We start from the raw sequence: 24,195 nt of genomic DNA, 5'->3' as shown, positions 1-24,195 counted from the left end.
TCGTATGTAGTGCTAAACCCTGAAGGGCAAGCTAACGAAAAGGCCACCTCCGGCCCTATTCACAACAACAACAATCGTTAGGAGAATCGCCCCAATGGACCAATCCGGTTCCGTCGAGAAATCCGTCCCCAAGATCAAGGAGCCGCGTTCCGGCCTGCGCCGCCTGGCGAAACTGCTGGGCCCCGGCATCATCGCGGTGCTGTCCTGGCTGGGCGCCGGGGACCTCATCACTTCCTCGGTGGCAGGTGCCAACTACGGCTACGCCATGATGTGGGTGCTGGCGGTGTCCCTGCTGCTGCGCTTTCTCATCGTCAACATCATCGCCCGTTTCCAGTTGTGCAATAACCGCGGCATGTCGATCCTCGAAGGCTATGCCCAGCTGCACCCGGTGTTCGCCTGGTTCATGCTCGGCTATGCGCTGATCATGGGGCACCTGACCAACGCCTACATGCTCAAGGGTGCAGGCGAAGCCCTGGCTACCCTGCTCCACCTCGACCAGCCCCTGCTCTGCTCCGTGGCGGTGGTGATCGCGGTCTGGCTGCTGGTGGGCCGCAACTTCTATGCGCTGATCGAGGGGGTGATGAAGGTCTTGCTGGCCGTCATGACCCTGGCCTTCATCACCCTGGCGGTGATGTCGGGGCCGGACCTGGGCGGCATCCTGCGCGGCACCATCGGCTTCAGCATTCCGCCGGACGAAGGCGTGCACGGCGCCCTGCTGGTGGCGGTTTCGGTGATTGGCGCCGTGGCCGGCTCCATCGCCAACTTCGTGCATCCCTATGTGATGAAGGAAAAGGGCTGGACCGGTCCGGAACACAAGCGCATCCAGCGCAACGACCTGCTCTTCGCGGTGGTGGTCGGCATCGTCATCAACCTGGCCATCTGGGTGGTCGGGGTGGAGATCCTCAGACCCAACGGTCTGCAGGTGAATACCCTGAGCGACCTGGGCGCGGCCCTGGAGCTGTTCTTTGGCACCGGTGGCTGGCTGATCTTCTTCACCGGGGTCTTCGCCACCCTGTTCGCCAGCGTAGTGGGCAAGACCACCGCCTTCCCCATGCTGATCACCGATGCCCTGCAGCACATCCGTCCGGAGCGCCGTGAGCGCTATGGCAAGACCTTTCACAAGGACCCGGCGCACAGGTGGTTCCTGCTCTTCATCCTGGTGACGCCGCTGGTATGGTCGCTGCCGGGCATGCCCGACTTCGTGACCCTGACCATTGGCGTGAATGCCCTCAATATCGTCGGCCTGCCGGTGATTTCCCTGGGGCTGCTGATCATGTCCAACCAGAAGTCGCTGCTAGGCGACAAATACCGCAACAACTGGTTCGAGAATCTGGCGCTTGGCTTCGCCACCCTGCTGGCGATCTGGGTCGCGATCCAGTTGGGCCTGCAGTTGCTGGGCTGAGCCCCCGTTTCGGGGCGGGTTCGCCGCCCCCGCTTTCCTCAAGGAGTCTAGAGATGCCTGAACAGAACGAACGTCCACTGCTGCTGCAGGTGGGTCCGCTGCTGCCTGCCCTGCAGGACGCCCTCAATTCACGCCATGAGGTGCTGCGGCTCTGGGAAGCACCCGACCCGTCCGCACTGCTCGCCACGCGTGGCGGGGACGTGGTGGCCCTGGTCACCTCTGGGGTGCATGGCGCGACGCGCGAGCTGATGAGCGCCCTGCCTGGCTTGAAGGCGGTGTTCAGTTTCGGGGTGGGCTACGACAGCATCGACATCGCCGCCGCACGGGACCTGGGCGTGGTCGTGAGCAACACCCCGGGCGTGCTGGACGACTGCGTCGCCGACACCGCCTTCGCCCTGCTGATCGATGTGGCACGGGGCATCAGCGCTGCGGATCGCTTCGTGCGGCGCGGCGACTGGCAGCAGGGCAAGTTTCCGCTGACCTCGCGTCTGGCCGGCAAGACCTGTGGCATCGTCGGGCTGGGCAATATCGGCAAGAGCATCGCTCGCCGGGTGGAAGCCTTCGGCATGGAGGTGGCCTACCACGGTCGCCAGCGGCAACCGGACGTCGCCTATCGTTATCACGCCGACCTGGAAGACCTGGCCAAGGCAGCGGATTTCCTGGTCCTGTCGCTGCCCGGCGGACCGGCCACCGATGGGCTGATCGATGCGCGGATCCTCGCCGCCCTGGGACCGCGCGGCTATCTGATCAATATCGCGCGGGGCAGCGTGGTCGACGAGCCGGCCCTGGTGGCGGCCTTGCAGACGGGCGCCCTGGGTGGCGCGGGGCTGGATGTCTTCGCCGCGGAACCAGCGGTACCGACGGCGTTGCTGGCGCTGGACAACGTGGTCCTCACCCCGCACCTCGGCAGCGGTACCCACGAGACCCGCCAGGCCATGGCAGACCTGGTGCTGGCCAACGTGGAACGCTATTTCGCCGAGGGTCGCCTGGTCACGCCGGTCTGACCGCAGACGCCCGCCGGCCGGCCTGCTACTCGATGGCCGGCAGGGTCTTGCCGCGGATGCGGCGGGCCAGGGAGTCGTAGATCTCGCGGCAGCCTTCTGCCCAGAAGCGGTCGGGATCGTCCTGGGATTCGAGGGTGACGGAGAACTCGCCGTCACGCTCCTTCAGCACGAAATGATCGTTGGTATAGAAGAAGGACAGGCCGATGGCGAAGGTCTGGGGGGTGCCGGCGAGGTCATCGACGATCACGGTGAGGTCATAACGGGCATAGACCTCCAGCTCGCGCACGATATTGCCATCGACGCGCTTTTCCAGGCCCAGCCCGGCATCCACCTGATCCGCGGGGGTGAGTCCCAGGTAGCGGGTGAAGCAGTCCGGCAATTCATGCAGGCGGCGCTCCAGTCCCTGCCAATAGGCTTCTTCCCGCTCGGCCGCCTTGCTCAGCGCCTGACTCAATGCCTGATATCGTTCCATTGCCGTTCCCATGTGTTCACTGGAGGCCGTCGACGGACGACCGACAGCTCTGAGACCCCAGCCGGGTCCCGGGGTGCCGCACCGATCGGCGACGGGCTTCAGGACATCGGCCAGCCCAGCACCGGCGCGCGGGTTTCTCCGAGCAGGAAGTCCCGATTGGCGTCGGTGCAGGCGCGCAGGTAGTCGGCCACCAGGGTGATGCGCCGCAGGCGGCGCAGGTCTTCGCGGTAATAGAGCCAGAATTGCCGGGTGATCTGGATCTGCTCCGGCAGGAGCGCTACCAGACGCGAATCGGGTTCGGCGACAAAGCATGGCAGGATGGCCAGGGCGTGTCCGCACAGGGCCGCCTGGTACTGGGCGATCACGCTGGTGCTGCGCAGGCCGCTGCTGGCCTCGGGCAGGATACGCTCCAGGTAAAGCAGCTCGGGGCTGAAGGCGAGATCGTCGACGTAGGTGATGAACCTGTGGCGCTGCAGATCGGCCAGCTGCGTGACGGGCGGGTGGCTGGCCAGATAGTCGGCGGTGGCATAGAGCCGCAGACGGTAGTCGCAGAGCTTGCGGCAGACATAGGGCCCGCGCTCGGGCCGCTCCAGGGTGATGGCGATATCGGCTTCGCGACGCGACAGGTTGACGAAGTGCGGCACCGGCAGCACCTCCAGGGTGATGCCGGGATAGCGATCCTGGAAGAAACTCAGCTGGGGCGCGACGAAGTAGCTGCCGAAGCCCTCGGTGGCGCCGATGCGCACCTGGCCGGACGGCGCCAGCCGGGTATCGGAGATCTGCTCGCAGGCGGTCTGCAGGGTGCTTTCCAGGGTTTCCGCATGCACCAGCAGGCGCTGGCCTTCCATGGTGAGGCTGAAGCCGGTGCTGCGCGATTTCTCGAACAGCAGGGCACCGAGCGCCTTTTCCAGGGCAGCGATCCGTCGCGAGACGGTGGTGTAGTCCACCCCCAGCCGCCGGGCGGCGGCGCTGGCCTTCTGGGTGCGCGCCACTTCAAGGAAGAATCTGAGATCGTCCCAGTCGAGACGTCCCGCCGGGTTATTGGATTTTTGCATATCTGTCGGGCGTTTTTGTCGGAAGCCAGGGGACTTTTGCCGGAACTATACTGCTTACCAAGTCGCGTCACGAGCGGTGACGGCGCGAACCTCTGCCAGCCAACAACAATAAAGAGCAGACCCCCATGACCCACCCGCACGCCTTATCCCGGCGCCAGGCCGGACGCTGCCCTTCCTTCCCGCTCCTGCAGGCCGCGGGGTATCGCCCATGACCGCCGGCGATGCCTTCCGTGAAGCGCGCGACTTCCTGCTGCGCCATCGCACCGACTACGCCACGGCCGTCCGCGATTTTCGCTGGTCGGAGCTGGAACACTTCAACTGGGCGCTGGACCATTTCGATCGCCTGGCCGAGGAGCAAGCCGGTCCGGCGCTGTGGCGACTCGATGCCGAAGGCCGGGAGGAGCGCTACAGCTTCGCCGAGCTGCGCCAGGCGTCGAATCGCACCGCCAATTTCCTGCGCGCCCAGGGTGTCCGTCGCGGCGAACGCATCCTGGTGATGCTGGGCAACGAGGTGGCGCTGTGGGAGGCGCTGCTCGGCGCCTTCAAGCTGGGCGCCGTGGTGGTGCCCGCCACCACCCTGCTCAGCGATGCCGATCTGCAGGATCGGGTGCAACGCGGACGTATCGCCCACCTGGTGGTGGGCAGCGCCCATACGGAGCGTTGCGCCAGTCTGGATCCTGGCCTCACCCGTATCTGCGTCGGGGCATCGGTGGCCGGTTGGCAGCCCTATGCGCCGGGCGCCTGTGCCAGCGATTTCCTGCCGGACGGCCCTACCCTCGCCACGGATCCGCTGCTGCTCTATTTCACCTCGGGGACCACCTCGCGACCCAAGCTGGTCCTGCACAGCCACAGCAGCTATCCGGTCGGGCACCTGTCCACGCTCTACTGGATCGGTCTGCAACCCGGCGATGTGCACCTCAACATCTCCTCCCCCGGCTGGGCCAAGCATGCCTGGAGTTGCGTCTTCGCGCCCTGGAACGCCGGTGCCTGCGTGTTCATCCACGACGTGCCGCGCTTCAAGCCCCAGGCGCTGCTGGAGGTGCTGGCGCACTATCCGGTCACCAGCCTCTGCGCGCCGCCCACGGTATGGCGGATGCTGATCCAGGAGGACCTCGCCGCCTATCGTGATCGACTCGACCTGCGCGAGCTGGTCGGCGCGGGCGAGCCGCTCAATCCCGAGATCATCGACAGCCTGCAGGCGGCCTGGGGGCTGACCCTGAGAGATGGCTTCGGCCAGTCGGAAACCACCGCGCTGGTGGGCAACACCCCAGGGCAGCCGCTCAAGCCGGGCTCCATGGGTCGTCCGCTGCCCGGGTGCCACGTCGAATTGCTGGATGCCGATGGCCGACCGGGTGACGACGGCGAGGTGGCCCTGTCCCTGCAACCGCGGCCGGCCGGGCTGATGCTGGGCTACGAAGACAGCCCGGAAAAGACCGCCGAGGTGATGCGCGACGGGCACTACCGCACCGGCGATACCGCGGTGCGCGACGCCGAGGGCTACATCACCTTCGTCGGGCGCGCCGATGACGTCTTCAAGTCGGCGGACTACCGCATCAGCCCCTTCGAACTGGAGAGCGCCCTGATCGAGCATCCGGCGGTGATGGAGGTGGCGGTGGTACCGAGCCCCGATCCCCTGCGCCTCAATGTACCCAAGGCCTTCGTCATCCTGGCCTCCGGCCACGCGCCTTCGCCTGAGCTCGCGCAGGAGCTGCTCGGCTTCGCCCGTGGCTGCCTGTCGCCCTACAAGCGGGTGCGCCGGCTGCAATTCGTCGGCGAGCTGCCCAAGACGCTGTCCGGCAAGATCCGCCGCATCGAGCTGCGCCTGGGCGAGGCCCAGCGCCGCGCCAGCGGCACCCCCGATCTCCACGATTACGCCGAAGAAGACTTCGCCCTCCAACCTGCCCCGGCCACCCCGGCCACCGCTCAGGAATCCCTGTCATGACCCAGACCGCCATCCAAGACGTGCCGCTGCTGATCGACGGCCAGTTCGTCACCTCCACCAGCCGCGAAGGCCGCGAGGTGATCAATCCGGCGACCCAGGAGGTGCTGGCGCGGGTGCCCTTCGCCACCGCCGAGGAGGTGCAGCGCGCCGTGGCCAGTGCCAAGGCGGCCTTCGCCACCTGGCGCAAGACGCCCATCGGCGCCCGGGCGCGCATCTTCCTGCGCTACCAGCAGCTGATCCGCGAGCACATGAACGAACTGGCCGCCCTGCTCACCGCCGAGCAGGGCAAGACCCTGGCCGACGCCGAGGGTGATGTCTTCCGCGGCCTGGAGGTGGTGGAGCACGCCGCCGCCATCGGCAATCTGCAACTGGGCGAACTGGCCAACAATGTCGCCAGCGGGGTGGACACCTATACCCTGCTGCAACCCCTGGGGGTCTGCACCGGCATCACCCCCTTCAACTTCCCGGCGATGATTCCGCTATGGATGTTTCCCATGGCGATCGCCTGCGGCAACACCTTCGTCCTCAAGCCGTCGGAGCAGGATCCGCTGGTGACCATGCGCCTGGCCGAACTGGCGCTGGAAGCCGGGGTGCCGCCCGGGGTGCTCAACGTGGTCCATGGCGGGCCGGCGGTGGTGGACGCCCTCTGCGATCACCCGGACATCAAGGCGTTGTCCTTTGTCGGCTCCACCCGCGTCGGCACCCACGTCTACCGCCGCGCCAGCGAAGCCGGCAAGCGGGTCCAGTGCATGATGGGCGCCAAGAACCACGCGGTGGTGATGCCCGATGCGCCCCGCGAGCAGACCCTGGCCAACCTGGTGGGCGCCGCCTTCGGTGCGGCGGGTCAGCGCTGCATGGCGGTCTCGGTGGTGGTGCTGGTGGGCGAGGCCAACAGCTGGGTGCCGGACCTGGTGGCCAAGGCGCGCAGCCTCAAGGTGGGCGCGGGTCACGAGCACGGCACCGACGTCGGCCCGCTGATCTCCTGCCAGGCGCTGGACCGGGTCAGCGGCCTGATCGAGCGCGGGGTAAGCGAAGGCGCCACCCTGGAGTTGGACGGCCGCAACATCCAGGTCGAGCGCTACGAGAAGGGCAACTTCGTCGGCCCGACGCTGTTTTCCGGGGTGACCACCGACATGACCCTGTACCGCGAAGAACTGTTCGGGCCGGTGCTCTGCGTGATGCACGCGGCCACCCTCGACGAAGCCATCGCCCTGATCAACGCCAACCCCAACGGCAACGGCGTCGCCCTCTTCACCCGCTCCGGCGCCGCGGCCCGCCGCTTCCAGGAAGACATCGACGTCGGCCAGGTTGGCATCAACGTGCCCATCCCGGTACCGGTGCCGCTGTTCTCCTTCAGCGGTTCGCGCGCCTCCAAGCTGGGTGACCTGGGGCCCTACGGCAAGCAGGCGGTGCTCTTCTATACCCAGACCAAGACCATCACCACGCGCTGGCCCGACGAGCAGGACGTCGGCAGCGCCGGGGTCGTCAACACCACCATCACCCTCAAGTAAGGGAGACGCCAGCATGCATCTGGGATTTCTGGGACTGGGCAACATGGGCGCGCCCATGGCCCGCAACCTGCTCAAGGCCGGCCATCAGCTGACCGTCTTCGACCTTTCCACCGCCGCGCTCGAGGCGCTGCGCGCCGAAGGCGCCGAGGTCGCCGCCTCGCCCACCGCCGTAGCGGAGAGTGGCGCGGAAGTGATCATCACCATGCTACCCGCGGCCGCCCATGTGAAGACGGTCTATCTGGGCGACGACGGGCTGATCGCCCGGGCTCGGCCGGGCACCCTGCTGATCGATTCTTCCACCATCGATCCGCTGAGTGCCCGGGCGGTGGCCAGCGCCGCCGCCGAACGCGGCCTGGAACTGCTGGACGCCCCGGTCTCCGGCGGCACCGGTGGTGCCGCGGCCGGCACCCTGACCTTCATGGTCGGCGGCAGCGAGGCGGGCTTCCAGCGCGCCCAGCCGCTGCTGGCCGCCATGGGCCGCAACCTGGTGCACTGCGGCGCCAGCGGCAACGGCCAGGTGGCCAAGGTGGCCAACAACCTGCTGCTGGGCATCTCCATGATCGGGGTGGCCGAGGCCATGGCCCTGGGTACCCGCCTGGGCATGGACGCCAAGACGCTGGCCGGGGTGATCAATACCAGCAGCGGGCGCTGCTGGAGTTCGGAGGTCAACAACCCCTATCCGGACGTGCTGCCCCAGGCGCCAGCCTCGCGTGGCTACCAGGGCGGCTTCGCCGCCGAGCTCATGCTCAAGGACCTGAGCCTGGCCACCGAGGCCGCGCGAGCCGTGCGCCAGCCGGTGGTCCTTGGGGCGGTCGCGCAGCAGCTCTATCAGAGATTCAGCCGCGCGGGTGGCGGCGGCCTGGATTTCTCGGCCATCATCCAGGACTACCTGGACGAGGACGGTGCATGAGCGACGCCAAGGTACTGCTGGAGAGACGCGGCGGGGTCGGCTACCTGACCCTCGATCGCCCGACCGGGCTCAATGCCCTGGATCTGCAGATGGTGCGCACCCTGCACGGGGCGCTGCGCGACTGGGAGCAGGACCCGACCGTGCGGGTGATCGTGCTCCGCGGCAACGGGTCCAAGGCCTTCTGCGCCGGTGGCGACGTCCGGGCGCTGTACGACAGCTACCAGCGCGGCGATGACCTGCACCTGAGCTTCTTCACCGAGGAATACGCCCTCGACCTGGCACTGCACCGCTATCCCAAGCCGATCCTGGCGCTGGCCCATGGGCTGGTGCTGGGCGGCGGCATGGGCCTGGTCCAGGCGGCGCGGCTGCGGATCGTCAGCGAGCGCACCCGGATGGCCATGCCGGAAACCGCCATCGGCTATTTCCCCGATGTCGGCGCCAGCCATTTCCTGCCACGCCTGCCCGACCAGCTGGGCCTCTATCTGGGTCTGACCGGGGTGCAGATCGGCCCGGCCGACGCCCTGGCCGCGGGCCTGGCCGATGTCTTCACCCCCGAAGCGGCCAACGACGACCTGCTCCGGCGCCTGGAGGCGGCCACCGCCCAGGGACCGACCGATCTGGCCGCCCTGCTGCAGGCATTCGCCGTCGCTCCGCCCGAGGCGGCGCGCCTGACCGACCTGCGTCCCGCCATCGCCGAGCACTTCGCCGCGGCGACTGTGGAAGAGTTGCGCGGCAGTCTGCAGGCGGAACAGCGCTCCGCCTATCGCGACTGGGCGCAGGAAACCCTCGCCACCCTGGACGCCCGTTCGCCGCTGGCGGTCGCCACCGCCCTGGAGCTGTTGCGCCAGGGCGGTGGGCTGTCCCTGGAGCAGTGCTTCGCCCTGGAATTGCACCTGGATCGCCGCTGGTTCGAGAAAGGCGAGATCATCGAGGGGGTGCGCGCCATGCTGGTGGACAAGGACCGCACGCCGCACTGGAATCCGGCCCGCTGGCAGGATCTGGACCCCCGTCGCGTCGCGGCCTTTTTCTCCGATTTTCGCCATTCCTGAGGGAGGCTCCCATGCACGACATCGAACTCACCGAAGAACAACGCATGATCCGCGACCTGGCGCGCGACTTCGCCCGCCGCGAGGTCGCGCCCCACGCCCGCGCCTGGGAAAAGGCCGAGTGGATCGACGACGCCGTGGTCGCCCAGCTCGGAGAACTGGGCCTGCTGGGCATGGTGGTGCCCGAGCAATGGGGCGGCACCTATATGGATTACGTCGCCTATGCCCTGGCCGTGGAAGAGATCTCCGCCGGCGACGGCAGCCTCGGCGCCCTGATGAGCATCCACAGCTCGGTGGGCTGCGGGCCGCTGTTGCGCTACGGCAGCGCCGCGCAACAGGATCGCTGGCTGCCCGACCTGGCCGCCGGCAAGGTGATCGGCTGCTTCTGCCTGACCGAACCCCAGGCCGGATCCGAGGCGCACAATCTACGTACCCGTGCGGTACTCGAGGGCGACAGCTGGGTGCTCAATGGCAGCAAGCAGTTCGTCAGCAATGGGCGCCGTGCAGGCCTGGCCATCGTCTTCGCAGTGACCGATCCGGAGTTGGGCAAGAAGGGCCTGTCAGCCTTCCTGGTACCCACCGACACCCCCGGTTTTCGCGTCGAGCGCACCGAACACAAGATGGGCCTGCGCGCGTCCGACACCTGCGCCGTCACCCTGGACAACTGCCGGATTCCGGCGGCCAACCTGCTGGGCGAGCGCGGCAAGGGGCTGGCCATCGCCCTCTCCAACCTGGAAGGCGGTCGCATCGGCATCGCCGCCCAGGCCCTGGGCATCGCCCGCGCGGCCTTCGAGGCGGCGCTGGGCTATGCCCGCGAGCGCATCCAGTTCGACAAGGCGATCATCCAGCACCAGAGCATCGCCAACATGCTGGCCGACATGCATACGCGCCTGAACGCCGCGCGACTGCTGATCCTGCATGCGGCGCGGCTGCGTACGGCCGGCCAGCCGTGCCTGAGCGAAGCCTCCCAGGCCAAGCTGTTCGCCACCGAAACCGGTGAATGGGTGTGCTCCAAGGCCATCCAGATCCATGGCGGCTATGGCTACCTGGAGGACTATCCGGTGGAGCAGTATTACCGCGACATCCGCATCACCCAGATCTACGAAGGCTCCAGTGAAATCCAGCGTTTGCTGATCACCCGGGAACTCGATCGCTACGAAATGTGAGGGCGTCCGGGATGACGGCCGTGACCTGCCCAGCAAAAGCCGAAGATGACATCCAGGCGTCACCTGGACAGCGCTGGGCGGGTGCTACGCTCCGGACAGGGATCGAGTCTGGTCCCGGTCTCGCCAAGGAATACCGTTATGGCCTCCCTGCTCGCCTGCATCGATGGTTCTCCCCACGCCGAAAGCGTCTGCGACCACACCGCCTGGTTGTCGCGACGGCTGGATGCGCCCGTCACCCTGCTGCATGTGCAGGAGTCGGCCAGTAGCGGCAAGAAGGTCGCCAACGGTACCCCGGTCTATCTGGACGATGACGTCGGTGCCGGGATGGCCAAGGCGCTGCTGCTCAATGCCCGCCAGCGCCTCCTCCAGCAGGGCCTGACCTCGGCACCGCAGATCCTGCGCCGCCCCGAGGGACTGGTGGATACGCTCAAGACCCTCGAAGGGGACACCCGCCTGCTGGTGATCGGCAAGCGCGGCGAGCGCTCCGGAGACAGTGGCATCGGCAGCCAGCTGGAAGCCGTGGTGCGCGCCGTGCACCGGCCGATCCTGATCTGCTCGGGCCCCTTCAAGCCCCCGCGCCAGTTCACCATCGCCTATGACGGCCGGGAAGCCACCCACCAGGGCATCCTGGCCCTGGCGCGCAGTCCGCTGCTGACCGGCATGAGCGGCACGCTGCTACGAGTCGGCGAAGACGATCCGATCCTGCGTAAGCGCCTGGAAGACCTGGCGCTGCTGCTGCGCAGCGCCGGGTGCCGGGTCGACACCACCGTCGCCCATGGCGACGTGGAGCGCATCGTCCCCCGCCATCTCGACGAACGCCGGGCGGACCTGCTGATCATGGGCGCCTACAGCCACTCCTCGGTCTGGCGCTTCCTGCGCGGCAGTCGCACCACCCAGCTGCTGCACAAGACCGAAGTGCCGATGCTGCTGCTGCGCTGATCCTGGTTGCGCCAAGGCGCAGTCCATCCGTCTGGGACGCGCTTCGTCGGCCAGCCGACATCCACGCTCAAGCCCGTCCGAAAGTCGCCGAAGCAGCTCTTATAGAGCCCCGCCCTCCGCCGGGCTCCCCGGCGCGTCGGTAGGCCCCATGAGCACCCATGTCATCCATTTCACCGGTCCCATCAATTCCACCAGTTGCGGCCATCTGATCGCCCAGTGCTCCCAGGCGGTCCAGCAGGATGCCTCGCGGATCCTGCTGAAGATCGCCACCATGGGCGGCGACTGCAGCTATGGCTTCACGATGTACAACTTCCTGCTGTCCCTGCCGCTGCCAGTGCACACCCACAACCTGGGTACCGTCGAATCCATGGGCAACATCCTGTTCCTGGCCGGCGAACACCGCACCGCCAGTCGCCACAGCAAGTTCCTCTATCATTCCTTCTACTGGAATCTGAACAACTCGGTGGACCATGCACGCATGGCCGAATACGCCATGTGCCTGGACTACGACCTGGACCTCTACGCCGGCATCGTCGCCGAGCGTACGGCCGGTGCCGCCGAAGCCCTGGACATATACAGCTGCCTCAAGGCCAACGCCCGGCTGCTGAGTCCGGAAGCGGCCCTGACCACCGGGGTGATCCATGCCGTGGACGAATGCCGGGTGCAGCCGGATGAGGTCACCACCTTCATCCATCTTTGAAGCGGGCAATAAAAAAACCCGGTGACCTTTGGCCACCGGGTTTTTTATTGCCCGCTGCTGGAGATCAGCGGCTGAAGGACACCAGGGTGTTGGGGTAGCCGACGCTGGCATCCAGGCGGCTGGCGTCGAAGAACACCCCCAGGTTGCTCGCGCCCTCCTGCACATAGCTGATCTTGAGGATCTGCCCATTGACGAGGCGTACCGAGCCACCCAGCTTGAAGGCCGAGCGATTGGCCGCGGTGGCCGGGATGGAGATGGCGGCGCCGCGACGGTAGACACCGCGATTCCAGTCGGAATTGGTGAAGTCGTTGATGGCACTGCTGACGCTGGCGGCGCTGGTCACGCCGGTGGGCGACACGGTCACCGTCCTGGGATAGCCCACGGTGTTGCCGTTGAACGGCGTGCCCTCGGTGAAGACGCCCAGGCTGTTGCCGACCTGCACCCCGGAAATCCGCCGCACCTGGCCATCCGCGGTGGTGAGATAGGCACCGGCCTTGAAGGCGGCGCGATTCACCGCGGTACCGGGTACCGAGATCGCGGCCTTCTTGAGGAGCACCCCCTTGTGCCAGTCCGGGTTGGTGAAGTCGTTGATCACCGAGGTCACGGTACCGGCGGTCGCACCGGTGCTCGGCGGAATCTGGACCCCGGCATTGCTACCGGTGTTGCCTGCGTTGCCGGTGTTGCTGCCGCTACCGGAATTGCCCACGGCGCCGGCGCTGCCGCCTGCCGAACCGCTGTTGCCGGCGGCGCTACCGCCGGTGGCCGGCGTGGTGCTGCCATTGGCGACCGGACCGATGGCGCTGCAGCTGCTGTCGTCCAGGTACTTGCGCAGGGTCGGCCACTGCGGCCGCTCCTGGCCGTTGATCGGCTCCACGGACATGAAGTAGCTGCCCCAGCCGGGACCGGCGGCCCAGTAGGAGGCCGGGATGCAGTTCTGCTTGAGGTAGGCCAGCATGTTGTCCATCAGCAGGTTCCAGCGCGGATTGTTGTCCGGGACGCCGAATTCACCGATGTAGCCGCGCTTGTTGTTCTTCTTCAGCCAGTCGACGAAGGGCTTCACCCGAGTCACGCCATAGTTGGCATCGAGCTTGTTGACGTCGGTCTTGTCGTAGCTGCCGCCGGCGTTCTCGTCGAAGTAGGAATGCGCCGAAAAGATGATGTTGTTGGCCGGATCCTTCAACCCCAGCAGGGCGTCGTTGAATTCGGCCCAGCGGGTGGCGCTCGACCAGCCGTTGCCTTCGACGATGACCGGACGGGTGCTATCCACCGCGCGCACGCCATTGATGCCGTACTGGGCCGCGGTCGGCCAGTAGGCCATGGCATCGTGGGGCTCGTTCATGATGTCGTAGGCGTACAGCGAGGACTGACCGCTCCACTGCCGCGCGATGTGGGTCATGATCTCCTGGTAGCGGGCGTAGGGTACGCCGCTGGTGCCGATCACCTGGCCGCGATAGCGGGCGTAGTTGTGCAGGTCGAGGATGATCTTGATGCCGTGCTTCTGCGCATAGCCGAAGGTCTGGTTCACCAGGGCCACGTAGGCGCTGTCCAACGGGCCGCCCAGACGGGGCTGCAGGCGCTCCCAGATGACGGGGAAACGGATCAGCTTGACGCCCCGGGCGCTCCACTGCTGGAAGTAGGCTTCCACCGGGAAGATGTAGTTGGTGCCGTTGATGCCGGGCAGCACCTGGGGCGCAAAGCCCGCACCCGACAGATTCAGACCGACCAGGCTGACTGGCTCGGCCTGGGCGACGCCAGCGGACAGCGCGAGAACGGTGGCGGCGGTAGCGAGCGGACGACGAAGAGCGGTAGCGAAGGAGCGGATAGACGTCATGGTCGGATACTGCTTTGGGAGGCGTGGCGTCGATGTCCTTTGTGTACGAGCAAAGCCTGGGTTTAGGTAAGGCCACTGGGACGTGACAAGAAAAGCACTCTGCGTCCTGCAGTTGCCTTACCCAATACAAGTCATATGCCAGGTGGCTGGAACCTTTCCCTCGCATGGCAGTCGACCCACCTCAATGGCACGCTGAAAACCCTGCCCCAGAGCCGTTACGGGAAACGTAACCAAATGTACGCGGCATGGGGTCGCAGCTTGGAAAAGCTGCGCCTGACAAAATAATCACGCGCTAGAGACAGAAATCTGACGCCAGATTCATTGACGTCCTGGCCGGGGAATTTTCCCGGGTCGCGGCTATCCAAGGCTCAGCAACGTCTTGTATATAAGGTCCAGTCATGCGCGCAGAACAGCCGGGAACCCCTGTCTTCCGACCCACTCTCCTGGTGGTGGACGACGAGCCACTGGTCGCGGATTTCGTCCGCGAGATCCTCGAACCCGAAGGCTTCAACATCATCGCCGCTGACTCCGCCGACACCGCGTTGACGCTGTTGGAAAAGGAAGACGCCAATATCGACCTGCTGCTCACGGATATCCGTATGCCGGGTTCGATGGACGGGGCGCAGCTGGCCAACATGGTCTGCAAGCGCTGGCCAGACATGCCGATTATTGTCATGTCCGGCTACGAAACGCCCTCCACCGCGAGCATCAAGTGCCAGGTGCGCTTCCTGCCCAAGCCCTGGTCGATCGGTCAGCTGATCGATGCAGTGAACGGCGTCGCCTATTCGGTTACGCCCAGCGCCTGAAGGTTGAGGAACCCGGGCGATGTGAATAGTGTCACATCGCCACCTCGATACCTCGGACAACAACAATGCTTGCCCTCACCCAACAGTTCGTTGCGCAGCTGCCCCACTTCGATTGCCTGTTCGGTCCCCTGACCCCAGACGGTGGTCTGCCGGTGCAGCTCCGCCGCGCTGCCGACGAGCGCCGTCTGACGCTGATGCTGGATACCGCGCGACTGCGGGACAACGCCTATTGCACCGCGCAGGCGCAACACGTTCGCAGCGCCCTCGGCATTCGCTAGCCCCTGCTGGCTCTTCAGAGCGGAGGCGCCGGTCGCAGCAGGACCGCCTTGAGGGAAAAGGCCGAGGTCACGCTGGCCACTCCGGGAATACAGGTCAGGGTATCGGCGAGAAAATGCTGATAGCTCGCCAGATCCTGCACCACCACCCGCAGCACATAGTCCGCATCGCCGGTCATCTGGAAACAGCTCATCACCTGGGGCGCCTTGACGATTTCCCGCTCGAAGGCCCGCAGGTAATCGGTGGACTGCTTTTCCAGGCGCACCGAGACGAAGACGCTGACGCTGCCAGCCAGCCGGGTTTCGTCGAGCTGGGCGTGATACCCCTGGATGTAGCGCTCCTCCTCCAGTCGCTTGACCCGCCGTAGCGTCGGAGTCAGCGACAGCCCGATCTTCTGCGCCAGATCGCGCCAGCTGAGGCGGCCATCGGCGGACAGGGCATTGAGGATGCGCAGGTCGATACGATCCAGACCAGCCATGGTGCAAAACCTCTACTGTTGTTCTTGTACTGAGTTCAATAGCACCAAAAGCCCGGGCTGCCCACCCCGAAATTGCGGCAAAACGGCTAGCGGAGCCGGCCTATACTCAGGCGACCAATAACAAGAATGCCGAGGCCTCCATCATGTGGCACCCTGCATCGCATCCGGACGGCCAACCCGTCCTGCGACCCGCCCGCACCCTCATCCAGCCGGAGGGGCGGCCATGAGCGACTACCCACCCCTGCGCCTGCACGTCCCCGAGCCCAGCGGCCGACCGGGACGCCCCACCGACTTCAGTTACTTGCAACTCTGTCCCGCCGGCCGTGCGGAAAGGCCGCCAGTGGACGTGGCGCCAGTGGACACCCGGGAACTGGCCACCCAGCTGATCCGCATCCTTGACGAAGAGGGCCGCGCCGTTGGCCCCTGGGCCACCGAAGAAGCGCCCGAACTGCTGCTGCAGGGTCTTGGGGCCATGCTCAAGACGCGGCTGTTCGATGCGCGGATGCTCAAGGCCCAGCGGCAGAAAAAGCTCTCCTTCTATATGCAGTGTCTCGGCGAAGAAGCCATCGCCGTCGGCCAGACCCTGGCGCTGCGCCCGGACGACATGCATTTCCCCACCTATCGCCAGCAGGGCATCCTCATCGCCCGCGAGGCGCCGCTGGACGAGATGATCTGCCAGCTGCTGTCCAATGCCCGGGATCCGCTCAAGGGCCGCCAGCTGCCGGTGATGTACTCCTACCGCGACCTCGGCTTCTTCTCCATCTCCGGCAACCTGGGCACCCAGTACATCCAGGCGGTGGGCTGGGCCATGGCCTCGGCGATCAAGGGCGATACCCGCATCGCCGCCGGCTGGATCGGCGACGGTGCCACCGCCGAAGGCGACTTCCATGCCGCCCTCACCTTCGCCCACGTCTACCGGGCGCCGGTGATCCTCAACATCGTCAACAACCAGTGGGCCATCTCCACCTTCCAGGCCATCGCCGGCGGCGAGGGCATCACCCTGGCCACCCGTGGCCTCGGCTATGGCATCGCCGCGCTGCGGGTGGATGGCAACGACTTCCTCGCCGTGCTGGCCGCCTCGCGCTGGGCCGCCGAACGCGCCCGGCGCAACCTGGGGCCGACCCTGATCGAATGGGTGACCTACCGCGCCGGCCCCCACTCCACCTCGGACGATCCGTCCAAGTACCGTCCCGCCGATGACTGGACGCATTTCCCCCTGGGCGACCCCATCGACCGGCTCAAGGCGCACCTGATCGGTCGCGGCCTCTGGTCGGACGAGCAGCACCAGGCGCTGACTGCCGAGTTGGAAGCCGAGGTGGCTACCGCGCAGAAGGCCGCCGAAGCTCACGGCACCTTTGCCAGCGAGCTCGCCCCCAGCGCCGCCGACATGTTCGAGGAGGTCTACCAGCACCTGCCGCCGCACCTGCGCCGCCAACGCCAACAGCTCGGGAAGTGACGCCATGACCGTACAACAGGAAACCGACCTGCCGACCCAGGCCGGCAGCCGCAGCACCCTGACCATGATCCAGGCCATCCGCTCGGCGATGGACGTGATGCTCGAACGCGACGACAACGTGGTGGTATTCGGCGAGGACGTCGGCTACTTCGGCGGGGTCTTTCGCTGCACCGAGGGCCTGCAGGCCAAGTACGGCGCCTCGCGGGTCTTCGATGCGCCCATCTCGGAGAACGGCATCGCCGGCGCCGCGGTGGGCATGGGCGCCTATGGCCTGCGGCCGGTGGCGGAGATCCAGTTCGCCGACTACGTCTATCCGGCCATCGACCAGATCGTCTCCGAGGCGGCGCGCCTGCGCTATCGCTCGGTGGGTCAGTTCACCTCGCCGCTGGTGTTCCGCATGCCCTGCGGTGGTGGCATCTACGGCGGCCAGACCCACAGCCAGAGTCCCGAGGCCATGTTCACCCAGGTGTGCGGCCTGCGCACCGTGATGCCTTCGAATCCCTACGACGCCAAGGGCCTGCTGATCGCCTCCATCGAGAGCGACGACCCGGTGATCTTTCTCGAACCCAAGCGCCTCTACAATGGCCCCTTCGATGGTCACCACGACCGCCCGGTAACGCCCTGGTCGGGCCACCCGGCCAGCGCCGTGCCGGACGGCTATTACCGCGTGGAGCTGGAACGGGCCGCCGTGGTCCGTCCCGGCAAGCAGGTCACGGTGCTGACTTATGGCACCACCGTCTGGGTCGCCCTGGCGGCCGCCGCCGAGACCGGCATCGACGCCGAGGTGATCGACATCCGCAGCCTCTGGCCGCTGGATCTGCAGACCCTCACCGATTCGGTGAACAAGACCGGCCGCTGCGTGGTGGTCCACGAGGCCACCCGCACCTGCGGCTATGGCGCCGAGCTGGTGTCCCTGATGCAGGAGCACTGCTTCCATCGCCTGGAGGCGCCCATCGAGCGCGTCACCGGCTGGGATACCCCCTATCCCCACGCCCAGGAATGGGACTACTTCCCGGGTCCGTCCCGGGTCGGCGCCGCGCTCAAGCGCGTCATGGAGGTCTGAGATGGGTACCCATGTCATCAAGATGCCCGACATCGGCGAAGGCATCGCCGAGGTGGAACTGGTCAAGTGGTACGTGGCGGTAGGGGATGAAGTCGAGGAAGACCAGACCCTGGCCGACGTCATGACCGACAAGGCCATGGTGGAGATCCCTTCCCCGGTGGTGGGCCGGGTGGTCGCCCTGGGCGGCGCGCCCGGCCAGGTGCTGGCCGTGGGCGCCGAGCTGGTCCGTCTGGAGGTGGCCGGCGACGGCAACCTGCGCGAGGCCAGTCGCCCCGCGCCGTTGGAAGCCGCGCCGGCGCCGGCACCAGCACCAGCACCAGCACCAGCGCCCGAGGTGGAAGCGCCCGAGCCCGAGACGACCCCAGCCCCGCGACGTACGCAACCGGAGCGCCCGCACGACGACGAGCGACCGGCCTCTCGTCCGGCGCCCGGCAGTGCGCCGCTGGCGTCGCCGGCGGTGCGCCAGCACGCCTGGGACCTGGGCATCGAGTTGAGGTTCGTCACTGGCAGCGGTCAGGGCGGGCGCATCCTGCATGGCGATCTGGAAGCCTATGTGCAGCAACGCGACGCCGGACTGCCGCCGGCCACCGCAGGCGGTGGCCTGGCGAAACGCGGTGGCGAGGAGCGCATCCCGCTGATCGGCCTGAGACGCAAGATCGCCGAGAAGATGCAGGCCGCCAAGCGGCATATCCCCCACTTCACCTATGTGGAAGAGGTGGATGTCACCGAGCTGGAAGCCTTGCGCGCCACCCTCAACCAGCGCTGGCAGGGTCGTCGTGCCCATCTCACCCTGCTGCCCTTCCTGGCTCGCGCCCTGGTAGTAGCGGTGCGGGACTTTCCGCAGATGAATGCGCGCTTCGACGAAGACAGCAGCACCGTGACCCGCTACGGCGCCGTGCACCTGGGCATCGCCACCCAGGGCGAACAGGGTCTCGCGGTGCCGGTGGTGCGCCACGCCGAAACCCTGGATCTCTGGGGCTGCGCCCAGGAGGTAGCCCGGCTGGCCACCGCGGTACGCGGCGGCAAGGCCGGTCGCGACGAGCTGTCCGGTTCGACCCTGACCATCAGCAGCCTCGGTCCGCTGGGAGGCATCGCCTCCACGCCCATCATCAACCATCCCGAGGTGGCCATCATCGGCGTCAATCGCATCGTCGAGCGTCCGGCCTTCCGCAATGGCCTGGTGGTGCCGCGCAAGCTGATGAATCTCTCCGCCTCCTTCGACCACCGGCTGATCGATGGCCAGGACGCCGCCAGCTTCATCCAGGCCGTGCGCCAGCTGCTCGAACAACCCGCCACCCTTTTCCTGGAGTAGCCATGGACACCCGACTCCTCATCATCGGCGGCGGCCCCGGCGGTTATGTCGCCGCCCTGCGTGCCGCCCAGCTGGGCATCGCCACCACCCTGGTGGAGGGCGCCGCCCTCGGCGGTACCTGCCTCAACGTCGGCTGCATTCCCTCCAAGGCGATGATCCATGTCGCCGAGGAATACCATCGCGCCTGCGGTCGCGCCGAGCATGGCAGCCTGGGCATCCGCCATGGCCGCCCGGAGCTGGACCTCGGCCAGGCCGTGGCCTGGAAGAACGGCATCGTCGATCGCCTCACTACCGGTGTCGCCGCCCTGCTCAAGAAGCAGGGTGTGACGGTGATCGAGGGCTGGGCCGAGATCCTCGACGGCAAGACCGTCGAGGTGCAGCGCGCGGGCGGCGAGCGGCTGCGCATCCGCACCGAGCACCTGGTGCTGGCCATGGGCTCAGCCTCGGTCGAGCTGCCCAACCTACCCTTCGGGGGACCAGTAATATCGGCGACCGAGGCGCTGTCGCCCAGCGACATTCCCGAGCACCTGGTGGTGGTGGGTGCCGGCTACATCGGCCTGGAACTGGGCATCGCCTATCGCAAGCTGGGCGCCCGGGTTGCGGTGGTGGAAGCCCAGTCGCGCCTGCTGCCCGGCTACGATGCCGAGCTGACCGCTCCCCTGCGCCAGCGCCTGGAACGGCTGGGCATCGAGCTGCACCTTGATAGCCGCGTCGCCGGGCTGGCCGCCGATGGTGCCGGCCTGCGGATGACCGACGCCGAGGGCCAGGAGCAGACGCTGCCGGCCCAGCGCATCCTGGTCGCCGCCGGCCGCCGCCCCCGCACCGAAGGCCTGGAACGCCTGCCGCTGGACTACGACGGTCGCTACATCCGCGTCGACGACGGCTGTCGTACCAGCATGACCGACGTCTGGGCCATCGGTGATCTCACCGGCGAACCCCTGCTGGCCCACCGTGCCATGGCCCAGGGCGAGGTGGTGGCCGAGCTGATCGCCGGCAAGCGCCGGCGTTTCGCTCCGGTGGCCATTCCAGCAGTGTGCTACACCGATCCGGAGATCGTGGTGGTCGGCCTCACCCCCGAGCAGGCCAGGGCCCAGGGGCTGGAGACCAAGGTCGCCAGTTTCCCCTTCGCCGCCAATGGCCGTGCCCTTACCCTGGAGGCGCCGGAAGGCTTCGTCCGGGTGGTGGCCCGCGCGGACGACCATCGCATCCTCGGCTGGCAGGCCACCGGGCAGCAGGTGGCGGAACTGGCCACGGCCTTTTCCCACAGTCTGGAAATGGGCATGCAGCTGGAAGACGTCGCCGCCACCCTGCATCCCCATCCCACCCTGGGCGAAGTGGTGCAGGAAGCAGCGCTGCGGGCCCTGGGTCGGGCCCTGCATCTGTGACCGGCCTGCCGCGCGACAGCCTGGCGCGGGGCATCCTCGACGAGGCCCTGGCCGGGCTGTGCCGGCGCAGTGGTCTGGCGCCGGACACCCTGCTCGCCGCCGACGGCGTCCAGCTATCCAACCTGCTACTTGGCCGCGAGCGCCTCTCGGCGCCGTCGTTCGGCCAGCTGTGGTACCGCCTGGCGCAGCGTTTCGATGATGAATTCTTCGCCCTCGGTCCGCGCCCGCTGCCGGCGGGCAGCTTCGCCTTTCTCTGTCAGAGCACCCGCCTGCAACCGACCCTCGGTGATGCCCTGCGGCAGAGCGTCGACTTCCTGCGGCTGACCCTGGGCGTCGACCTGCGCCTGCAGCGCAATGGCGAGCAGGTGACCCTGCGGCTGGCCCCGGGCAGTCTGCCGGGCAGCTTCGCCGTCTTCACCCTCTGGCTGATCCTGCACGGCCTGGCGTGCTGGCTGGTGGGCCGTCGCTTGCCGCTGGAGGAAATCCGCCAGATTGCCGAGGAGCCGCCAGCGGAACTGCTGGCCGACTATCGGCAGCGCTTCGGCTCGAGACTGAGCTTCGCCCGCGGCGAAGACTGCCTGGTGCTAAACGCTGCCGTGCTGGGCCTGCCTATCCGCCGTACTGCCGCGGACGCGCGCCGCTTCATCGCCGCCGCACCGGGCAATCTGCTGGTGCATTATCGCGACGACGCCAGCCTGATCGCCCGCATCCGCACCCTGTTGCGTACTTGCGCCCCAGAGGACTGGCCGGACGCCGTCAGCCTGGCCGAGGCCCTGGGCCTTGCGCCCGCCACCCTGAGGCGCCAGTTGGCCGCGAGCGGCCAGACCTACCAGGGCCTCAAGGACGAACGCCGGTGCCGCCTGGCCTGTCGCCAGCTGGACCAGGGCGCCTTGCCCCTGGACGAACTGGCCCTGCGCCTGGGTTTCGCCGACCCCCGTTCCTTCCAGCGCGCCTTTCGCAAGTGGACGGGCCTCAGTCCCCTCGGCTATCGCCAACGCCAGACCCGGGCAGGTTAGCCGTCGGCGAGCTGGGCGGCGATGGCGGCGGTATCGATCACCGAGCGCACCTCGCGGATGCGTCCGTTTTCGAAACGATAGAAGACGTGCTCGCTGAAGCGTACCCGGCGTCCGTTCACCGCCAGCCCGAACAGCTCGCCGCGCGGCGTGCAGTCGAAATCCAGCTGCGCGGCCGGCCAGGGCGCTTCGACCACCAGCAGCCGCGCGGCGAAGTGCAGATCGGGAATGGCGGCATGATCGCCTTCCAGCATGGCCTGGTAGCCCGCCAAGCCCAGCGGCCGGCCGTTATGCTCGACGGCCTCGTCGACATAACGGCCCAGCTCCGCCCATGCCTGGCGATTGAGGCAGTCGAGATAGGCCTGGTAGCGCTCGCGTAGTTCTTCAACTGACAAGATCCGCTGCTCCCTGAGAGTGGACGTGGCTAGCCTGGAACCTAAGGCTAGCGATGCTCGAACTTCGCCGGCCGCTTCTCGACGAAGGCCGCCATGCCTTCCTTCTGGTCGGCGCTGGCGAACAGCGAATGGAAGACCCGACGCTCGAAGCGGATGCCCTCGGCCAGGCTGGTCTCGAAGGCGCGGTTGACGCTTTCCTTGAGCAGCAGGGTCGCCGGCAGCGAACGACTGGCGATGCCGCGCGCGGCCTCCAGGGTACGCTCCAGCAGTTCGTCGGCAGGAAACACCTGGGCGACCAGCCCGGCACGTTCGGCTTCGGCGGCGGGCAGCTGCCGCCCGGTCAGGCACAGTTCCATGGCCTTGGCCTTGCCCAGGGCGCGGGTCAGGCGCTGGGTACCGCCGATGCCGGGAATGACGCCCAGGGTGATCTCCGGCAGGCCGAAGCGCGCGGTGTCGGCGGCATAGATGAAGTCGCACAGCAGCGCCAGTTCGCAACCACCGCCCAGGGCATAGCCGGCGACGGCGGCGATCAGCGGCTTGCGGCGCTCGGCGATGCGGTCGGCGACGCGGAAGTAGTCGTCCAGGTAGATCTGCGGATAGCCCTGACCGGCCATTTCCTTGATGTCGGCGCCCGCGGCGAAGGCCTTGGCCGAGCCGGTGAGCACCACGCAACCGACCTCGGGATCGGCGTCCAGGCGCGCCAGCAGGGCATCCAGCTCATGCAGCATCTGGGCATTGAGGGCGTTGAGCGCCTTGGGGCGATTGAGGGTGATGAGGGCGACGCGCGCCTCGATCTCCAGCAGCAGGGTCGATTCGGCAGAGGGTTCGCTCATGGTCTTGTCCTTGTCTAGTCGTTGAGTTCCAGCGCCATGGCCGTGGCCTCGCCGCCGCCGATGCAGATGGCGGCCACGCCCCGGCGCAGTCCGCGCTGGCGCAGCGCCTGGATCAGCGTGACCAGGATGCGCGCACCGGAAGCGCCGATGGGATGGCCCAGGGCACAGGCGCCACCGTGCACGTTCAGGCGTTCCGGGTCCAGCCCCAGGATATCCTGGGCGGCCAGGGCCACCACGGCGAAGGCTTCGTTGATCTCGAACAGGTCGACGTCGCTCAGCTGCCAGTCGATGCGCTCGAGCAAGGTGCGGATGGCGCCGATGGGCGCGGTGGGAAAGTCGCCCGGCGCGCCGGCATGGGCGGCATGGCCACGGATCGTCGCCAGCGGCCTCAGCCCTTCGCGCGCGGCCGTGCTGGCCCGCATCAGCAGCAGCGCCGCGGCGCCATCCGAGATGGAACTGGCGTTGGCCGCGGTGACGGTACCGCCTTCGCGAAAGGCCGGCTTGAGGGTCGGAATGCGTGCCGGATCGGCGCGGCGAGGTTGCTCATCGGTGTCGATGCTCAGGATTTCCTTGCGCCCCGCCACCTCCACCGCGACGATCTCGCTGGCGAAGGCGCCGCTGGCCTGGGCCTGACGCGCTCGGGCGAGAGACTGCTGGGCATAGGCATCCTGGCGTTCGCGGCCGATGCCCAGGCGCGCGGCGCAATCCTCGGCGAAGGTGCCCATCAGGCGCCCGGGCTCATAGGCGTCCTCCAGGCCGTCGAGAAACATGCTGTCGATCAGGGCGCCATGGCCGAGGCGGTAGCCGCTGCGGGCCTTTTCCAAAAGATAGGGCGCACGGCTCATGCTTTCCATGCCGCCCGCCACCACCGCCTCGGCACTGCCGGCGCGCAGCAGGTCATGGCCGAGGATGGCCGCCTGCATGCCCGAACCGCACATCTTGTTCAGGGTGGTGCAGCACGTGCTCTGGGCCAGACCGGCGCCCAGCGCTGCCTGGCGTGCCGGTGCCTGGCCAAGGCCGGCGGGCAGCACGCAACCCAGCAGCACCTCGTCGACCCGTTCCGGCGCCCAGCCTGCCCGCGCCAGTACGGCGCGGACCACGGCACTGCCCAGTTGCGGCGCCGACAGCGCCGCCAGTTCGCCACCCAGGGCACCCATGGGCGTACGGGCGGCGGCGACGATGACAATGGGATCGTTCATG

Annotated in this window: 23 protein-coding genes; 16 read left to right on the top strand and 7 right to left on the bottom strand. The window is 67.4% G+C overall.

Annotated elements, in window-relative coordinates:
- Positions 1 to 94 precede the first annotated feature (94 nt).
- Together PVZ77_RS22245 and PVZ77_RS22240 are read left to right on the top strand one after the other, a co-directional pair.
- A complete protein-coding gene (locus tag PVZ77_RS22245) occupies positions 95 to 1,402 on the top strand; it encodes an Nramp family divalent metal transporter (protein ID WP_273809636.1) in 1,308 nt (435 codons plus the stop codon).
- Between the two features lie 53 nt (positions 1,403 to 1,455).
- Positions 1,456 to 2,406, top strand: coding sequence for a 2-hydroxyacid dehydrogenase (locus PVZ77_RS22240; protein WP_273809635.1), 951 nt, complete (start codon positions 1,456 to 1,458; stop codon positions 2,404 to 2,406).
- 25 nt (positions 2,407 to 2,431) lie between these two features.
- Here PVZ77_RS22240 and PVZ77_RS22235 read toward each other — a convergent pair whose 3' ends face one another.
- Together PVZ77_RS22235 and PVZ77_RS22230 are read right to left on the bottom strand one after the other, a co-directional pair.
- Positions 2,432 to 2,878 carry a hypothetical protein gene (locus tag PVZ77_RS22235; protein ID WP_273809634.1) on the bottom strand — a complete coding sequence of 149 codons (447 nt, stop codon included), beginning with the start codon at positions 2,876 to 2,878 and terminating at the stop codon, positions 2,432 to 2,434.
- Between the two features lie 98 nt (positions 2,879 to 2,976).
- Positions 2,977 to 3,933, bottom strand: a complete 957-nt coding sequence (locus tag PVZ77_RS22230; protein ID WP_273809633.1) for a LysR family transcriptional regulator — start codon at positions 3,931 to 3,933, stop codon at positions 2,977 to 2,979.
- A gap of 208 nt (positions 3,934 to 4,141) precedes the next feature.
- Between PVZ77_RS22230 and PVZ77_RS22225 the strand changes: the two genes are divergently transcribed.
- The 7 genes from PVZ77_RS22225 to PVZ77_RS22195 all read left to right on the top strand — a co-directional run bounded on the left by PVZ77_RS22225 (position 4,142) and on the right by PVZ77_RS22195 (position 12,147).
- Entirely contained in the window at positions 4,142 to 5,875 is a 1,734-nt protein-coding gene (locus PVZ77_RS22225; RefSeq protein WP_273809632.1) for an AMP-binding protein, read from the top strand.
- Entirely contained in the window at positions 5,872 to 7,386 is a 1,515-nt protein-coding gene (locus PVZ77_RS22220; RefSeq protein WP_273809631.1) for a CoA-acylating methylmalonate-semialdehyde dehydrogenase, read from the top strand. The genes PVZ77_RS22225 and PVZ77_RS22220 overlap by 4 nt, the downstream gene beginning before the upstream one ends.
- Positions 7,387 to 7,399: 13 nt before the next feature.
- Positions 7,400 to 8,296, top strand: a complete 897-nt coding sequence (gene mmsB / locus PVZ77_RS22215; RefSeq protein WP_273809630.1) for a 3-hydroxyisobutyrate dehydrogenase — start codon at positions 7,400 to 7,402, stop codon at positions 8,294 to 8,296.
- Positions 8,293 to 9,345 carry an enoyl-CoA hydratase/isomerase family protein gene (locus PVZ77_RS22210; protein ID WP_273809629.1) on the top strand — a complete coding sequence of 351 codons (1,053 nt, stop codon included), beginning with the start codon at positions 8,293 to 8,295 and terminating at the stop codon, positions 9,343 to 9,345. Before mmsB ends, PVZ77_RS22210 begins: the two co-directional genes overlap by 4 nt.
- Positions 9,346 to 9,356: 11 nt before the next feature.
- Positions 9,357 to 10,508, top strand: a complete 1,152-nt coding sequence (locus PVZ77_RS22205) for an acyl-CoA dehydrogenase family protein (protein WP_273809628.1) — start codon at positions 9,357 to 9,359, stop codon at positions 10,506 to 10,508.
- Positions 10,509 to 10,646: 138 nt separating this feature from the next.
- Positions 10,647 to 11,447, top strand: coding sequence for a universal stress protein (locus PVZ77_RS22200; protein ID WP_158891073.1), 801 nt, complete (start codon positions 10,647 to 10,649; stop codon positions 11,445 to 11,447).
- Positions 11,448 to 11,595: 148 nt separating this feature from the next.
- Positions 11,596 to 12,147, top strand: a complete 552-nt coding sequence (locus PVZ77_RS22195) for an ATP-dependent Clp protease proteolytic subunit (protein WP_273809627.1) — start codon at positions 11,596 to 11,598, stop codon at positions 12,145 to 12,147.
- A gap of 64 nt (positions 12,148 to 12,211) precedes the next feature.
- Here PVZ77_RS22195 and PVZ77_RS22190 read toward each other — a convergent pair whose 3' ends face one another.
- Positions 12,212 to 13,978 (bottom strand): glycoside hydrolase family 5 protein, encoded by a 1,767-nt coding sequence (locus PVZ77_RS22190; protein ID WP_273809626.1) that lies wholly within the window; start codon positions 13,976 to 13,978, stop codon positions 12,212 to 12,214.
- A gap of 398 nt (positions 13,979 to 14,376) precedes the next feature.
- Between PVZ77_RS22190 and PVZ77_RS22185 the strand changes: the two genes are divergently transcribed.
- The gene (locus PVZ77_RS22185) at positions 14,377 to 14,784 is read left to right on the top strand and encodes a response regulator (protein WP_133859315.1); all 408 of its coding nucleotides are present in this window, start codon (positions 14,377 to 14,379) and stop codon (positions 14,782 to 14,784) included.
- A 65-nt stretch (positions 14,785 to 14,849) separates the two neighbouring features.
- Positions 14,850 to 15,062, top strand: a complete 213-nt coding sequence (locus PVZ77_RS22180; RefSeq protein ID WP_273809625.1) for a hypothetical protein — start codon at positions 14,850 to 14,852, stop codon at positions 15,060 to 15,062.
- Between the two features lie 14 nt (positions 15,063 to 15,076).
- On the opposite strand, the gene PVZ77_RS22175 is transcribed toward PVZ77_RS22180, so the two are convergent.
- Positions 15,077 to 15,538, bottom strand: a complete 462-nt coding sequence (locus PVZ77_RS22175) for an Lrp/AsnC family transcriptional regulator (protein WP_273809624.1) — start codon at positions 15,536 to 15,538, stop codon at positions 15,077 to 15,079.
- Between the two features lie 223 nt (positions 15,539 to 15,761).
- On the opposite strand from PVZ77_RS22175, the gene PVZ77_RS22170 reads away from it, so the two are divergent.
- Genes PVZ77_RS22170 through PVZ77_RS22150 form a run of 5 tightly spaced genes read left to right on the top strand, consistent with a single transcriptional unit; the run spans position 15,762 to position 21,770 of the window.
- Entirely contained in the window at positions 15,762 to 16,994 is a 1,233-nt protein-coding gene (locus PVZ77_RS22170) for a 3-methyl-2-oxobutanoate dehydrogenase (2-methylpropanoyl-transferring) subunit alpha (RefSeq protein WP_273809623.1), read from the top strand.
- 4 nt (positions 16,995 to 16,998) lie between these two features.
- Positions 16,999 to 18,057, top strand: coding sequence for an alpha-ketoacid dehydrogenase subunit beta (locus PVZ77_RS22165; protein ID WP_187979061.1), 1,059 nt, complete (start codon positions 16,999 to 17,001; stop codon positions 18,055 to 18,057).
- A 1-nt stretch (position 18,058) separates the two neighbouring features.
- Entirely contained in the window at positions 18,059 to 19,369 is a 1,311-nt protein-coding gene (locus PVZ77_RS22160; RefSeq protein WP_273809621.1) for a dihydrolipoamide acetyltransferase family protein, read from the top strand.
- Positions 19,370 to 19,371: 2 nt separating this feature from the next.
- Complete coding sequence (gene lpdA, locus PVZ77_RS22155; RefSeq protein WP_273809619.1) at positions 19,372 to 20,754, top strand: dihydrolipoyl dehydrogenase; 1,383 nt, start codon at positions 19,372 to 19,374, stop codon at positions 20,752 to 20,754.
- Positions 20,751 to 21,770 (top strand): AraC family transcriptional regulator, encoded by a 1,020-nt coding sequence (locus PVZ77_RS22150; protein ID WP_273809616.1) that lies wholly within the window; start codon positions 20,751 to 20,753, stop codon positions 21,768 to 21,770. The genes lpdA and PVZ77_RS22150 overlap by 4 nt, the downstream gene beginning before the upstream one ends.
- On the opposite strand, the gene PVZ77_RS22145 is transcribed toward PVZ77_RS22150, so the two are convergent.
- The 3 genes from PVZ77_RS22145 to PVZ77_RS22135 are packed head-to-tail and all read right to left on the bottom strand — an operon-like array spanning position 21,767 to position 24,194.
- A complete protein-coding gene (locus PVZ77_RS22145) occupies positions 21,767 to 22,162 on the bottom strand; it encodes an ester cyclase (protein ID WP_273809615.1) in 396 nt (131 codons plus the stop codon). The genes PVZ77_RS22150 and PVZ77_RS22145 overlap by 4 nt on opposite strands.
- Positions 22,163 to 22,209: 47 nt before the next feature.
- The gene (locus PVZ77_RS22140) at positions 22,210 to 22,995 is read right to left on the bottom strand and encodes an enoyl-CoA hydratase (protein ID WP_273809614.1); all 786 of its coding nucleotides are present in this window, start codon (positions 22,993 to 22,995) and stop codon (positions 22,210 to 22,212) included.
- 14 nt (positions 22,996 to 23,009) lie between these two features.
- Complete coding sequence (locus tag PVZ77_RS22135; protein ID WP_273809612.1) at positions 23,010 to 24,194, bottom strand: acetyl-CoA C-acyltransferase; 1,185 nt, start codon at positions 24,192 to 24,194, stop codon at positions 23,010 to 23,012.
- Between the last annotated feature and the right edge of the window lies 1 nt (position 24,195).

This window comes from Pseudomonas sp. SHLD1, from assembly GCF_028640935.1.
Taxonomy (GTDB): Bacteria; Pseudomonadota; Gammaproteobacteria; order Pseudomonadales; family Pseudomonadaceae; genus Chryseomonas; species Chryseomonas aestiva.
Note: the sequence above shows the minus strand (reverse complement) of the source record. Positions and strands in the feature narration are given on the sequence as shown.

Bases quoted from the DNA above. Each gene is read 5' to 3' on its own strand.
- PVZ77_RS22245 (WP_273809636.1), top strand. From the start codon at position 95: ATGGACCAATCCGGTTCCGTCGAGAAATCCGTCCCCAAGATCAAGGAG.
- PVZ77_RS22240 (WP_273809635.1), top strand. From the start codon at position 1,456: ATGCCTGAACAGAACGAACGTCCACTGCTGCTGCAGGTGGGTCCGCTG.
- PVZ77_RS22235 (WP_273809634.1), bottom strand. From the start codon at position 2,878: ATGGAACGATATCAGGCATTGAGTCAGGCGCTGAGCAAGGCGGCCGAG.
- PVZ77_RS22230 (WP_273809633.1), bottom strand. From the start codon at position 3,933: ATGCAAAAATCCAATAACCCGGCGGGACGTCTCGACTGGGACGATCTC.
- PVZ77_RS22225 (WP_273809632.1), top strand. From the start codon at position 4,142: ATGACCGCCGGCGATGCCTTCCGTGAAGCGCGCGACTTCCTGCTGCGC.
- PVZ77_RS22220 (WP_273809631.1), top strand. From the start codon at position 5,872: ATGACCCAGACCGCCATCCAAGACGTGCCGCTGCTGATCGACGGCCAG.
- mmsB (WP_273809630.1), top strand. From the start codon at position 7,400: ATGCATCTGGGATTTCTGGGACTGGGCAACATGGGCGCGCCCATGGCC.
- PVZ77_RS22210 (WP_273809629.1), top strand. From the start codon at position 8,293: ATGAGCGACGCCAAGGTACTGCTGGAGAGACGCGGCGGGGTCGGCTAC.
- PVZ77_RS22205 (WP_273809628.1), top strand. From the start codon at position 9,357: ATGCACGACATCGAACTCACCGAAGAACAACGCATGATCCGCGACCTG.
- PVZ77_RS22200 (WP_158891073.1), top strand. From the start codon at position 10,647: ATGGCCTCCCTGCTCGCCTGCATCGATGGTTCTCCCCACGCCGAAAGC.
- PVZ77_RS22195 (WP_273809627.1), top strand. From the start codon at position 11,596: ATGAGCACCCATGTCATCCATTTCACCGGTCCCATCAATTCCACCAGT.
- PVZ77_RS22190 (WP_273809626.1), bottom strand. From the start codon at position 13,978: ATGACGTCTATCCGCTCCTTCGCTACCGCTCTTCGTCGTCCGCTCGCT.
- PVZ77_RS22185 (WP_133859315.1), top strand. From the start codon at position 14,377: ATGCGCGCAGAACAGCCGGGAACCCCTGTCTTCCGACCCACTCTCCTG.
- PVZ77_RS22180 (WP_273809625.1), top strand. From the start codon at position 14,850: ATGCTTGCCCTCACCCAACAGTTCGTTGCGCAGCTGCCCCACTTCGAT.
- PVZ77_RS22175 (WP_273809624.1), bottom strand. From the start codon at position 15,538: ATGGCTGGTCTGGATCGTATCGACCTGCGCATCCTCAATGCCCTGTCC.
- PVZ77_RS22170 (WP_273809623.1), top strand. From the start codon at position 15,762: ATGAGCGACTACCCACCCCTGCGCCTGCACGTCCCCGAGCCCAGCGGC.
- PVZ77_RS22165 (WP_187979061.1), top strand. From the start codon at position 16,999: ATGACCGTACAACAGGAAACCGACCTGCCGACCCAGGCCGGCAGCCGC.
- PVZ77_RS22160 (WP_273809621.1), top strand. From the start codon at position 18,059: ATGGGTACCCATGTCATCAAGATGCCCGACATCGGCGAAGGCATCGCC.
- lpdA (WP_273809619.1), top strand. From the start codon at position 19,372: ATGGACACCCGACTCCTCATCATCGGCGGCGGCCCCGGCGGTTATGTC.
- PVZ77_RS22140 (WP_273809614.1), bottom strand. From the start codon at position 22,995: ATGAGCGAACCCTCTGCCGAATCGACCCTGCTGCTGGAGATCGAGGCG.
- PVZ77_RS22135 (WP_273809612.1), bottom strand. From the start codon at position 24,194: ATGAACGATCCCATTGTCATCGTCGCCGCCGCCCGTACGCCCATGGGT.